The sequence below is a fragment of the Kribbella sp. NPDC031520 genome, from assembly GCF_055580825.1.
In genome coordinates, this window is sequence record NZ_JBVIKS010000006.1 from 666,535 (window position 1) to 677,869 (window position 11,335).

General features: G+C 69.0%; 14 protein-coding genes. 10 read left to right on the top strand and 4 right to left on the bottom strand.

Annotation, left to right across the window (positions count from 1 at the left end; all coding sequences use genetic code 11):
• Nucleotides 1-24: 24 nt before the first annotated feature.
• The 3 genes from ACZ5BU_RS32115 to trmB are packed head-to-tail and all read left to right on the top strand — an operon-like array spanning nucleotide 25 to nucleotide 1,488.
• The gene (locus ACZ5BU_RS32115) at nucleotides 25-336 is read left to right on the top strand and encodes an ArsR/SmtB family transcription factor (protein ID WP_465704185.1); all 312 of its coding nucleotides are present in this window, start codon (nucleotides 25-27) and stop codon (nucleotides 334-336) included.
• Complete coding sequence (locus tag ACZ5BU_RS32120) at nucleotides 333-764, top strand: SRPBCC domain-containing protein (protein WP_465704186.1); 432 nt, start codon at nucleotides 333-335, stop codon at nucleotides 762-764. The genes ACZ5BU_RS32115 and ACZ5BU_RS32120 overlap by 4 nt, the downstream gene beginning before the upstream one ends.
• A gap of 19 nt (nucleotides 765-783) precedes the next feature.
• Complete coding sequence (gene trmB / locus ACZ5BU_RS32125) at nucleotides 784-1,488, top strand: tRNA (guanosine(46)-N7)-methyltransferase TrmB (protein ID WP_465704187.1); 705 nt, start codon at nucleotides 784-786, stop codon at nucleotides 1,486-1,488.
• Here trmB and ACZ5BU_RS32130 read toward each other — a convergent pair.
• Nucleotides 1,466-4,054, bottom strand: a complete 2,589-nt coding sequence (locus ACZ5BU_RS32130; protein WP_465704188.1) for a family 78 glycoside hydrolase catalytic domain — start codon at nucleotides 4,052-4,054, stop codon at nucleotides 1,466-1,468. The two genes, trmB and ACZ5BU_RS32130, sit on opposite strands and share 23 nt — an antisense overlap.
• Before the next feature lie 125 nt (nucleotides 4,055-4,179).
• Between ACZ5BU_RS32130 and ACZ5BU_RS32135 the strand changes: the two genes are divergently transcribed.
• From ACZ5BU_RS32135 to ACZ5BU_RS32160, 6 genes are read left to right on the top strand one after another with little or no spacing between them, the layout of a single operon-like run.
• Nucleotides 4,180-4,278 (top strand): putative leader peptide, encoded by a 99-nt coding sequence (locus tag ACZ5BU_RS32135; RefSeq protein WP_465704189.1) that lies wholly within the window; start codon nucleotides 4,180-4,182, stop codon nucleotides 4,276-4,278.
• A 42-nt stretch (nucleotides 4,279-4,320) separates the two neighbouring features.
• Nucleotides 4,321-5,214 carry a sulfite exporter TauE/SafE family protein gene (locus tag ACZ5BU_RS32140; protein ID WP_465704190.1) on the top strand — a complete coding sequence of 298 codons (894 nt, stop codon included), beginning with the start codon at nucleotides 4,321-4,323 and terminating at the stop codon, nucleotides 5,212-5,214.
• A gap of 27 nt (nucleotides 5,215-5,241) precedes the next feature.
• Nucleotides 5,242-6,306 (top strand): ABC transporter substrate-binding protein, encoded by a 1,065-nt coding sequence (locus tag ACZ5BU_RS32145; protein ID WP_465704191.1) that lies wholly within the window; start codon nucleotides 5,242-5,244, stop codon nucleotides 6,304-6,306.
• Nucleotides 6,307-6,319: 13 nt separating this feature from the next.
• Complete coding sequence (locus tag ACZ5BU_RS32150) at nucleotides 6,320-7,102, top strand: ABC transporter ATP-binding protein (protein ID WP_465704192.1); 783 nt, start codon at nucleotides 6,320-6,322, stop codon at nucleotides 7,100-7,102.
• A complete protein-coding gene (locus tag ACZ5BU_RS32155) occupies nucleotides 7,089-7,967 on the top strand; it encodes an ABC transporter permease (RefSeq protein WP_465704193.1) in 879 nt (292 codons plus the stop codon). Before ACZ5BU_RS32150 ends, ACZ5BU_RS32155 begins: the two co-directional genes overlap by 14 nt.
• Nucleotides 7,968-8,003: 36 nt before the next feature.
• Nucleotides 8,004-8,390, top strand: a complete 387-nt coding sequence (locus ACZ5BU_RS32160) for a PLD nuclease N-terminal domain-containing protein (protein ID WP_465704194.1) — start codon at nucleotides 8,004-8,006, stop codon at nucleotides 8,388-8,390.
• A gap of 49 nt (nucleotides 8,391-8,439) precedes the next feature.
• Here the strand turns inward: ACZ5BU_RS32160 and ACZ5BU_RS32165 are convergent, their stop codons facing one another.
• From ACZ5BU_RS32165 to ACZ5BU_RS32175, 3 genes are all read right to left on the bottom strand, one after another.
• Nucleotides 8,440-8,733, bottom strand: coding sequence for a WhiB family transcriptional regulator (locus ACZ5BU_RS32165; protein ID WP_134097793.1), 294 nt, complete (start codon nucleotides 8,731-8,733; stop codon nucleotides 8,440-8,442).
• A gap of 273 nt (nucleotides 8,734-9,006) precedes the next feature.
• Complete coding sequence (locus ACZ5BU_RS32170) at nucleotides 9,007-9,555, bottom strand: histidine phosphatase family protein (protein WP_465704195.1); 549 nt, start codon at nucleotides 9,553-9,555, stop codon at nucleotides 9,007-9,009.
• 44 nt (nucleotides 9,556-9,599) lie between these two features.
• Entirely contained in the window at nucleotides 9,600-9,872 is a 273-nt protein-coding gene (locus tag ACZ5BU_RS32175; RefSeq protein ID WP_465704196.1) for a hypothetical protein, read from the bottom strand.
• Nucleotides 9,873-10,236: 364 nt separating this feature from the next.
• Between ACZ5BU_RS32175 and ACZ5BU_RS32180 the strand changes: the two genes are divergently transcribed.
• The gene (locus ACZ5BU_RS32180; RefSeq protein ID WP_465704197.1) at nucleotides 10,237-11,328 is read left to right on the top strand and encodes a 3-deoxy-7-phosphoheptulonate synthase; all 1,092 of its coding nucleotides are present in this window, start codon (nucleotides 10,237-10,239) and stop codon (nucleotides 11,326-11,328) included.
• Nucleotides 11,329-11,335: the final 7 nt, after the last annotated feature.

Consider the following 11,335-nt stretch of genomic DNA (forward strand, 5'->3'; position numbering starts at 1 on the left):
TTTTGGTTGCCTATTGTCGAAGGCGTGGAGTTGGTGTTCAAGGCGCTCGCCGACGAGGGCCGGCGGCGGTTGCTGGACGCGTTGCGGGAGCGGAACGGGCAGAGCCTGCAGGACCTGTGTGAACTGCTGCCCGAGCTGACCCGGCAAGGCGTCACCAAGCACCTACGGATCCTCGAGGACGCGAACCTCGTCGTCACGGTCAAGCGCGGCCGGCACAAGCTCCACTACCTGAACCCGGTGCCGATCAACGAGATCGCCGAACGGTGGCTGAGCAACTACGAGCGCGACAAACTCCGCGCCCTCAGCGCACTGAAGGAAGCCTTGGAGGACAAATGAGCAAGCCGGCCATGATTCATGTGACCTACATCGAGACCACGCCGGAGAAGCTGTGGGAGGCACTCACCTCGGGTGCGTTCACCAAGCTGTACTGGTTCGGCCGCCGGATCGAGTCCGACTGGACGGTCGGCGCGCCGGTGCGGTTCTACGACAGCGCCGACGACAGCCTGACGGACTCGGGTGAGGTCCTGGTGTACGACGAACCGAAGACGCTGGCGTACACGTTCAAGAACGAGTTCATGGAGTCGCCCGCCGCCCCGGGTCGCGTCACGTTCACGATCGAGCCGCGCAATACGACGGTGGTGAAGCTCGAGGTCGTCCACGACGAGATCGCCGAGGACACGGTCGAGGGCTGGCGGAACGGCTGGGGCCCGATCCTGGCCAACCTGAAGACCTACCTGGAGACCGGCCACACCCTCCAGTTGTAGAGCTCCTAGAATCCACCTGGTGGGAGCAACGGATCAGGTCAGGCAAGCGGGTGTGTTCAGCACCGTCCGCCGCAGCGTGCGGATGACGGCGGGACAGACGCGTGTCTGGCAGTCGCACTGGTCCGAGCTCGGGCGGACGCAGGAGGATCTGCCGCCCGGCGTACTCGACCTCGCCGGCTGGTTCGGGCGGGAAGCGCCGACCGTGCTGGAGATCGGGTCCGGGATGGGTGAAGCGACGGCGCAGCTGGCCGTCGCCGCGCCGGAGGTGAATCACCTGGCCGCGGAGGTCTATCCGGCCGGTCTCGGTCAGCTGATGCTGTGGGTGGAGAAGTACGACCTCGAGAACGTCCGCCTGCTGCAGGGCGACGCGGTGGACTTCCTCCGCGACCACGTCGCTCCGGAGACGCTGTCCGGCGTACGCATCTACTTCCCGGATCCGTGGCCGAAGAAGCGGCACCACAAGCGTCGATTGGTCACACCACCGTTCGTCGCGCTGATCGCGTCCCGGCTGCGGCCCGGCGGAACGGTGCACCTGGCAACAGACTGGGCGGACTACGCGGATCGGATGCTCGAGGTGTGCGAGGCCGAGCCGTTGCTGCGCAACTCCTATGACGGCTGGGCGCCACGTCCGGAGTGGCGTCCCGTCACCAAGTTCGAGTCCCGCGCCCAGGCGGAAGGCCGGGACGTCCGCGACCTCATCTTCACGAAGCGGACCGACTCGTGAACGACCACCGCCCGGCGCCGACGGTGTAGACGGTGTAACCCTGGTCGTACGACGACTCGCCTGCGAACGACCGCGGTACGGCGTCCACGTCCGAGGCCTGCGCCGACGGGACGTGTACCTCGGCCGTCGTACCGACCGGGACCTGCACGTCCAGCTCCAGTACGCGACCCGCCTGCTTCCACGAGACCGCGACCCGTCCACGGATCGTCTCGGTGCGGATGCTCGCCGAGCCCACCTCGCCGCGGGCGTCCGGCCGTACGACGATCCGCTCGCAGCCGGCGTCGACCACCCGGAGCCCGGCGACGTTCTCGAAGATCCACTGCACGACGGTGCCCTGGAAGTAGTGGTTGCGCGACCGCGAGTCGTCCTCCCACGCCTCCCACATGGTGTCCGCGCCGAGATCGAACCAGTACCCCCAGCTCGGGTAACTCCGCTGCAGCGCGACCTTCGTTGCCACGTCGCCGTATCCGTGCGCGGTCAGCACCGGCAGCAGTACGCCGACGCCCAGGCAACCGGTGTTCAGGTGGAACCCGCGCGCCTCGACATCCGCGGCCAGCCCCGCCGCCACCCGGTCGACCAGCTCGTCCGGCACGATCCCGAACGCGAGTGGGATCGCGTTCGACGTCTGCCGGTAGTCCGGATCGGCATCGGATCGGTAGCGGGCGGCGTCCCGATCGAGGAAGGTCCGGTTCAGCCCGTCGGCGAGCTCGACCGCGGCCTTCCGGTAGTCGTTGGGCTGTCCAATCACCTCGCCGATCTCGGCCGCGACCATCAGCGCCCGGTACAGGTACGCCGTACCGGTCAGCCGCCGGTCCTCCGGTGCCGGACCGTTGCCGAACCCGGGCGGCAACCAGTCGCCGAGTACGCTCACCGACAGCCCGTCCTCGACCCGGTCGAGCTCCCACGCCAGGTACCGGGTGAGCGAGTCCCAGTGCTCGCGCAGCAGCCGGTCGTCGCCGTACCAGCGGTACATCTCGCGGAGCAGGAACGGATACACGGTCGGCCACTCGGTCGCGGGGGAGAGGTCGGTGAAGCCCCACCCGCTGGTCGGCACGATCACCGGCAGCTGCCCGGAGTCCGCCTGGCTGTCCCGGATGTCGCCGAGCCACTTGGTGAAGAACCGGGCCAGGTCGAGCGTCGCGAGCATCGTCGGCGCGCCGACCTGTGCGTCGCCGGTCCACCCGTTCTTCTCGAAGTACGGCGTGTCGGTGGGGATCCCGTGCAGGTTGCTCAGGATCGTCCGCCGCATCGCCCGCTCGAACTGCTCGTACGTCGCCTGCGACGAGGCGAAGGTGGTCGCCGACGCGACGTCGGAGTTCACCACCCGCATCTGCACCTGGGCTGCGGCGCCCTCGATCTGCACGTACCGAAAGCCCTTGTACGAGAACTTCGGTTCCCAGGTCTCGGTGCCGGTGCCGGCGGCGATGTACTCGTCGCGCTGGATCCGATCGCCGTCGACGTGCGCGTTCCAGGCGATCACGTTGCCATCAGCAACTGTCTCGCCGTGCGTGAGGCCGATCGTGGTCCCGGCCTCCGCGGTGACCGTGAGTTTTGTCCACCCGGCCACGGTTCGCCCGAAGTCGGCGATCCAGACACCCGGGCGGACCTCGGTGACCTCGACCGGGTCGACCGTCTCGATCACCCGGATCGGCTCGTGCGCCTGGGCCTTCAACGTCCCGCGAGGTGCCTCGACCACCGATGCCGCGGCCCACGCCGAGTCGTCGAAGCCGGCCGTATCCCAGCCGGGCAGCGCGCGACGGGCGTCGTACGTCTCGCCGAGGTACAGCGAGTCGGACAGCGTCGGCCCGCCGGTGATCCGCCAGGTCTCGTCCGTGACCACCTCGTCGACGCGGCCGTCGTCGTACTCGATCACCAGCCGCGCGATCAGGCGCGGGTCGGCGGTCCACGGCGTGTCGTGCCAGCGCCAGACGTTCACCGACGTCAGCCCGAAGAACCCCCGCCCGAGCTCGGCCCCCACGGCGTTGTCCCCGGCGCGCAGCAGCGCCGTCACGTCGTGCGTACCATACAGTACGGTATGGTCGTAGGCGGTGAAGCCGGGATCGAGGACGGCATCGCTGACGGCCTGCCCGTTCAGTCGCAGGTCCGCGTAGCCGAGGCCGCTTGCGTACAGTCGAGCACGCCGCACGGTCCCGTCCACGGTGAAGTCGCACCGCAGCAGGGGAGCGCTGTCGGTCACCCCGCCGATCCACTGCGCGGTCCCGAACCCTTCGTCGAGCAGTCCCGTCTCGAACCACGACGGCTCGGCCCACTCGCCGGCCTCGTCCGCGGACCACAGCCGTACGGTCCAGTGGTACCGCGTCCGCGGCGCCGCGGGCCCGTCGTACGAGATCCCGAACGTCCGCGCCGACTCGACCTGGCCCGAGTCCCACACGTCCGCGCCTTCCGGCGTCAGCAGCTCCGGCGCGGTCGCGACCAGCACCTGGTACGCCGCCTGCGTCGCGCCGTACCCGGGCGCCTCGGCGACCCAGCTGAAACGCGGGCGCGGTACGTCGACGCCCAGCGGCCGGACGGCGTACTCGGTCTTGAGAGAGCGGGGGATCAGCACGTTGACGACCGTATGAGCGTCCTCCCGACGGGTTCAACCCTTCTGACCGCTTCCGGCATTCGATTTCTCGTCTCACATCGCGAAACCAGAGCAGGTTGCTTGACTTTGTCCGCTTTCATAGACCTATGCAGATCATCGCGAACGCGCCCGGGGACGCCCTGACACGGCGCCGGCACGTGGATCTGCTGCGCGTGAACTCCGCGGGTTGTCGACCGACGGCATAGATCCGTCCGGCCGTTTCCTTCCCGACCCGCAGGAGCAGCTCCATGCGTCGTCTCGTCCTGATCGCCTTGCTCGGCTCGATCGCCCAGCTCGTCGACGGCACTCTCGGCATGGCGTACGGCGTCACCGCCAGTACGGCCTTGCTGATCACCGGGATCACCCCGGCGGTCGCGTCCGCCTCGGTGCACCTGGCCGAGGTCGGTACGACGCTCGCCTCCGGCCTGTCGCACTGGCGGTTCGGGAACGTCGACTGGCGCGTGGTCGCGCTGATCGGTGGTCCCGGCGCGGTCGGGGCGTTCGCCGGCGCGACGTTCCTGTCCAGCCTGTCGACCGAGTCGGCCTCGCTGTGGGTGGCCGGCCTGTTGCTGCTGCTCGGCGTCTACATCCTGGTCCGGTTCGGCACCGGGAAGGTCCGCGCGGTGGTCGAGGGCCGGTTGGCTGGTAAGTTCCTCGGCCCGCTCGGTCTGGTGGCCGGCTTCATCGACGCCACCGGCGGTGGCGGCTGGGGCCCGGTCGCGAACTCGGCGCTGCTGACCAGCGGCAAGCTGCAGCCGCGGCGCGCGGTCGGGTCGGTGAACGCGGCCGAGTTCCTGGTCTCGGTCGCCGCCAGCATCGGCTTCCTGTTCGGTCTCGGTAAGGAGCACCTGCCGTTCGGCATCGTCGCCGCGCTGCTGGTCGGCGGCGTCATCGCCGCGCCACTCGCCGCCTGGCTGGTGTCGCGGCTGGCGACCCGCTGGCTCGGTGTCGGCGTCGGCCTGGTGCTGATCCTCACCAACGCCCGCACCGTACTGCACGGCCTCGACGTCGCCGCCGGCCCGCGGTACGCCGTGTACGCGGCCCTCGTCCTCGGCTGGGCCGCACTCGTCACGTACGGCGTCCGCACCTCGACGCGCCGCACCGTACCTGTCGAAGACCGCGCGCTCGAGCTCGTCTCCTGACTTTTCCTACAAACACAAAGGTCTCCTGTGAGCATCATCCGTCCGTTCCGCCTGCTCGCCGCCACCTTGGCCCTCACCGTCGCCGCAGCGGGTTGCTCCCGCGCCGGCGGCAGCGACGACACCCAGGCCGCGTCCAGCGACAAGGGTCCCGCGACCGAGCTGCGGCTCGGCTACTTCCCGAACGTCACCCACGCCGCCGCGCTGATCGGTCTCGGCAAGGGCCTGTTCAGCAAGGAACTCGGCAACACCAAGCTCGTCCCGACCAAGTTCAACGCCGGCCCCGAGGAAGTCGGTGCGTTGCTCGGCGGTTCGCTGGACGCCGGCTTCATCGGCTCCGGTCCCGCGATCAATGCGTACGCGAAGTCGAACGGCGAAGCGGTCCGGCTGATCGCCGGTGCGACGTCCGGCGGCGCGCAGCTAGTCGTCAAGCCGTCGATCACCAAGCCCGCCGACCTGATCGGCAAGACCGTGGTCACGCCGCAGCTCGGCAACACGCAGGACGTCGCGCTGAAGAAGTGGCTCGCCGGCCAGAACCTGACCGGCAAGGTGAAGGTCACCAACCTCGAGAACGCGCAGACCCTCGACGCGTTCAAGAAGGGCGACGTCGACGCGGCCTGGCTGCCCGAGCCGTGGTCGTCGCGGCTCGTCCTCGACGCCGGTGCGAAGGTGCTGGTGGACGAGGCATCCCTGTGGCCAGGCGGGCAGTTCCCGACCACCGTGCTGATCGTCCGTACGCAGTTCCTGCAGGAGCACCCGGAGACCGTGAAGGCGTTGCTGTCCGGGCTCCTCGGGGCGATCGACTACAGCGGCACGAACACAGCCGACGCGAAGACGATCGTGAACGACCAGCTCAAGCAAGCGACCGGCAAGGCGCTGAAGCCGGCCGTCATCGACCGGGCGTTCGAGCACATCAAGCTCACCGCGGACCCGATCGCGAGCACGTTCCCGCAGCTCGCCAAGGACCAGGTCACCGCGGGCATCGCCAAGCAGGCGCCGAACGTGGCCGGCTTCGCGGACCTCGGCCCGCTGAACGAAGTACTCGCCAAGGCAGGCAAGCCCGCGGTCGACGCCGCCGGCTTGGACTCGAAGTAGCAGGGGAGAGACCATGACCGCGACCGTGGACGCGCCGCCGGACCAGCTGAGCCCGGTGCGGTTTCATCAAGTAGGCAAGGCGTTCGGGAGCGGCCGCAAGTCGGTGGTCGCGCTGGACGGTGTCGATCTCGAGGTGCGGGCCGGGGAGTTCGTCTGCCTGCTCGGCGCGTCCGGGTGCGGCAAGACCACGCTGCTGAACCTGGTCGCGGGTCTGGACCGGCCGACCGCCGGGCGGATCGAGCTGCACTCGTCGCGCCCGGCGGTCGTCTTCCAGGAGGCTGCGCTGATGCCGTGGCTGACGGCGGCCGGCAACGTCGAGCTCCCGTTGCGGATGGCCGGCGTACCGAAGGCGCGGCGCCGGGCGAAGGCGGCCGAGCTGCTCGAACTCGTACGCCTCAAGGGGCTCGGGGACAAGCGCCCGCACGAGCTGTCCGGTGGCATGAGGCAACGAGTTGCGCTGGCACGAGCACTCGCGTCCACGACGGACAGCGGCGACGCAGGGAAGCCGTCCTTGCTCTTGATGGACGAGCCGTTCTCCGCCCTCGACGCGATCACGCGGGACGTCCTGCAGGGCGAGCTGCTGCGGATCTGGCGAGCCACCGGTACGGCGATCCTCTTCGTCACCCACGACGTCCGCGAGGCCGTGCGGCTCGGGCAACGCGTCGTACTGCTGTCCTCGCGTCCGGGACGTGTCGTCCGCGAGTGGGATGTCGAGGACGCGCCCGACGCCAGCAGCACCGCGGACGAGATCAACACCGCGCTGCGAAAGGTGATCAGCAGCCATGCCGCAGCTTGACCTGCAGGAAGAAGGTGCGGTCGAGGCCGGACTCGATGCCCTCGACACCCCGGTCCACGCGGTCGAGGGCTCGCGGCTGCGGCGGATCGCGGCCCGGGTCCTCCCGCCGATCGGCGCGGTCGTGGTGTTCGTGGCGATCTGGCAGGTGTTGTGGGCGGCCGCGTTCTGGCCTGAGTACAAGCTGCCCGCGCCGGCCGCGGTAGGGAGCCAGATCTGGCAGGTCGTGTCGAGCGGCGACATCCTCGGGCTGTTCTGGGTGTCGGTGCACCGGGCCGTGATCGGGTTCGCGTTCTCGCTGCTGATCGCCGTACCGCTCGGGCTGGCCATCGCGAACATCCAGGTCGTCCGGCGGGGGATCGGGCCGCTGGTGTCCGGACTGCAGAGCCTGCCGTCGGTGGCGTGGGTACCGGCCGCGATCCTGTGGTTCGGCATCAACGACCGGGCGATCTACTGGGTCGTCCTGCTCGGCGCGGTGCCGTCGATCGCGAGCGGGCTGGTGTCCGGGCTCGACCAGGTGCCGCCGATCCTGCCGCGGGTCGGCAAGGCGCTCGGCGCCGGGCGCTGGGGCGGGATCCGGTACATCCTGCTGCCGGCCGCGCTGCCCGGGTTCCTCGGCGGGCTCAAGCAGGGCTGGGCGTTCTCGTGGCGGTCGCTGATGGCGGCCGAGCTGATCGCGACCTCACCGGAGCTCGGCGAGGGCCTCGGCCAGTTCCTGCACAACGGCATGTCGCTGTCCGACATCTCGATCGTGTTCGCCGGCATCGTGCTGATCTTCGTGGTCGGCGTCGGCATCGAGCTGCTCGTCTTCCGCCCGCTCGAGAACAGCGTGCTGCGCGCGCGGGGACTCACCGCCTCCGCACGCTGACGCACCCTGTCGCCCACATAGCCGTACTGTTGGAACGTGGTCCGATTTCTGCCGTTCCTGATCAGCCTGGTCCTGACCGTGTACGCGCTGTTCTCGTGCATCCAGACACCCGACGAGGACGTACCGCACCTGCCGAAGCTGCTGTGGATCGTCCTGATCGTGTTCGTCCCGTTCGCCGGGCCGATCGTCTGGCTGCTGATGTCGCGCGCCCAGGGCAACCCGCAGGAGGCCGTGGTACGACGGCCCGCGTCGCCACCGGCCGCACGGCCGACGGCGCCCGACGACGATCCGGACTTCCTCAAGTCGCTGGACCGCTACCGGGACCCGCGGACGACGATCAAGCCGCCCGACGACGAGCCGAAGCCCAAGGACACCAAGGGTTCCGACGACTCCCCGCCCGACAGCGACGACGGCAAGGCCTGAGTTTCCACAGGCCTTGCGGTCGGACGCGATCAAGCAGGGACAGCGGCTCCTACGCGGACTTGCGGTGCTCGGGGAGCACCGTGTTGTCGCGCTCGGACTCGGTCGTGCCGCCCCAGACGCCGTACGGCTCACCGACCGACAGCGCGTGCTGCCGGCACTCGGGCTGGACCGGGCAGGTGCCGCACAGCGACTTGGCCACCATCTCGCGAGCGCGTTTGCGAACGCCACGCTCCGATTCGGGTGAGAAGAAGAGCTCGGGATTGACGTCCCGGCAGGCGGCTTGCGACTGCCAGTCCCACAGATCCATGAGCGGGCGGGGCAGGCGAGGCATCCCTCTCGACATGGCAACCTCCTTGACTCACCGTAAGCGCGGACGGGCGCTCGGTGAAAACTATGCTCATCTCTTACGTAGTTCAACCCTTGTCGTCTCGAAGTTCGGGCGCATCGTTATCGCAGAGTTCCCGCAGAGCGCCGTCGCGGGCCGTAATCGGCGGTTTTCAGGCGGAAAGCGTGTTCACGTCATCAATTGATGTGACATAGGTCACTTCTACGGTGCAAAGTCGTCTGCACGTGCAGATGCCCAGGCACCGTTTCAAGCCCTTGCCAATGGCCCCGATCAGCTTGCTTCGGAGGGCTCGTAGCGGTAGTACTCGTGGGCGCCGTGCGCGATGTTCCGCTCGCCGGTCAGGGCCTGGATCACGGTCGCGTGGGTGATCGCGAGGACCGGTCCGTCGGTACTCGCGGTGTGCCGGGCGAGGGCGGCCAGCGCGCGTTCACGGACCCGCGACAGTGGTTCCCAGGGCCGTTGGACGCCGCCCGGCCACTCACCGTCGTACGCGTCGAACTCGGCCCGTGCGGCGCGGACGTCGGCGACACCGCGCCAGAGGCCGTTGTGGTCCGGCGACCAGTCGCGCAGGTCGTGGTCGACCTTGACGCCGAGGGCGAGCCGGTGGCCGATGATCGCGGCGCTGTGCAGGGCGCGGGTGTACGGCGAGCTGACCAGGTACGTCGCGCGGATGCCGCCGAGCAGGTCCGCGACTTCCTCGGCCTGCTTCATGCCGACGGCGGTGAGCGGAGCGGAGTCGGCTGCCGGTCCCGGGAGACCACGGGAGTCGATCGGCTCGTAGTCCGGCTCACCGTGCCGGACCAGGTAGATCTGCGTCACGGGCGTCGGCGTTGCTCCGGATGGATCTGGATCACGGGCACGTTCTACCTCAGATGTCGTGCCCCTGCCCATCCACGGGGGTGGCCGGGCGGCGGCGAGAGCGGATCGCTGGCGGTTGTCGCGGACCGGATCTGGTGGAGTTCCTCGAACAGGTTGCCCGGTGCCCTCGGTGTGTCGATCCAGCGGATCTCGGTCGCCCCCTGGTGCCCGTGCACGGCCAGGACGGACTCGACGTCCGGCCAGACGGCCGTCGCCGGATTGTCCCCGCGCCAGCGCAGGGCCACCGAACCATCGGTGAACTCACACCCTTCCGCCACCACGCCTGTCCCCGACACACCACTGGGATCCCGATGCCGAACCAACTCGAAGGTCCGCGGCCTCACCACCTGTCAGCAACTCCCCGATGTCTCGACCCGTCTTGCAGCAGTCAACGAAGGCATGCCCCGGATGGTTACTGGTCAGTGGTTCTGGGTGGTGGTGCTATCGTCGTCTCCGTGAAGCGTTGCTATTGGCGATTTTTTGAGCGGCCGGCCTCGGTGCCGGGCGACTCAGCCGATCGCTGACGCCCACCGCAGACACCAGAGCCGGCACGAAGGCAAGGACATCGTCCTTGCCTTTTCTCGTATCCACAGCCGGCTGCCTGCGCTGCAACGCGAGCGGACCGGCGGAAAGGTCCCACTGATGAACACCCTCCCGAAGCCGACCCAGCAGAGCCGCGATCAGGCCGCTGTGGTCGACCGGCGGATCGAGAAGACCGTCCCGTTGGTCACACCGCTCGCGCTGCACGACGAGTACCCGCTCAGCGACGAGCTCGCCCGTACCGTCACGAACGGTCGTCAGGCGGTGGCCGACGTACTGAACGGCGTCGACAACCGGCTGATGGTTGTCGTCGGCCCGTGTTCGGTGCACGACGCGGACGCTGCCCTCGAGTACGCCGAACGCCTCGCACCGGTCGCCGACCGGCTGTCCGACGGCCTCCTGGTCGTCATGCGGGTGTACTTCGAGAAGCCGCGCTCCACGCTCGGCTGGAAGGGCCTGATCAACGACCCGGGGCTCGACGGTTCCGGTGACGTGAACCGCGGCCTGCGGATCGCCCTTCAGCTGCTCACCCAGGTCACCGAGCTCGGTCTGCCGGTCGGTTGCGAGTTCCTGGACCCGATCACACCGCAGTACATCTCACAAGTTGTGAGCTGGGGTGCGATCGGCGCGCGGACCGTCGAGAGCCAGGTGCACCGGCAGCTGTCGTCCGGCCTGTCGATGCCGATCGGGATGAAGAACCGCCCCGACGGTTCGATCGCCACCGCGGTCGACGCGATCAAGGCGGCCGCCGTACCGCACGTCTTCACCGGTATCGACCACGACGGCGCCCCGGCGATCCTGCACACCCGCGGCAACCCGGACTGCCATCTCGTACTGCGCGGCTCGGACAGCGGGCCGAACTACGACGCGGAGTCGGTCGCCGGCGCCGTCGAACTGCTCCGCAAGGGCGGCCTGGCCGAGCGGGTCGTCGTCGACGCGAGCCACGGCAACAGCCGCAAGGACCACAAGCGGCAGCCGGTGGTGGCGGGGGAGATCGGCGCGCAGGTCGCGGCCGGGAACCGGGCGATCGTCGGCGTGATGCTGGAGTCGTTCCTGCAGGAGGGCCGCCAGGACCTGGACCCGACCCGGGAGCTGACCTACGGCCAGTCGATCACGGACGCCTGCATGGGCTGGGATACGACGGTCGGCACGCTGGAGAACCTGCGCGACGCAGCAATCGCCCGACGCGGATAGCTGTTCA

Coding starts and splice junctions, on each gene's coding strand:
- ACZ5BU_RS32150 (WP_465704192.1), top strand. CDS start 6,320: ATGACCGCGACCGTGGACGCGCCGCCGGACCAGCTGAGCCCGGTGCGG.
- ACZ5BU_RS32120 (WP_465704186.1), top strand. CDS start 333: ATGAGCAAGCCGGCCATGATTCATGTGACCTACATCGAGACCACGCCG.
- ACZ5BU_RS32155 (WP_465704193.1), top strand. CDS start 7,089: ATGCCGCAGCTTGACCTGCAGGAAGAAGGTGCGGTCGAGGCCGGACTC.
- ACZ5BU_RS32165 (WP_134097793.1), bottom strand. CDS start 8,733: ATGTCGAGAGGGATGCCTCGCCTGCCCCGCCCGCTCATGGATCTGTGG.
- ACZ5BU_RS32180 (WP_465704197.1), top strand. CDS start 10,237: ATGAACACCCTCCCGAAGCCGACCCAGCAGAGCCGCGATCAGGCCGCT.
- ACZ5BU_RS32135 (WP_465704189.1), top strand. CDS start 4,180: ATGCAGATCATCGCGAACGCGCCCGGGGACGCCCTGACACGGCGCCGG.
- ACZ5BU_RS32140 (WP_465704190.1), top strand. CDS start 4,321: ATGCGTCGTCTCGTCCTGATCGCCTTGCTCGGCTCGATCGCCCAGCTC.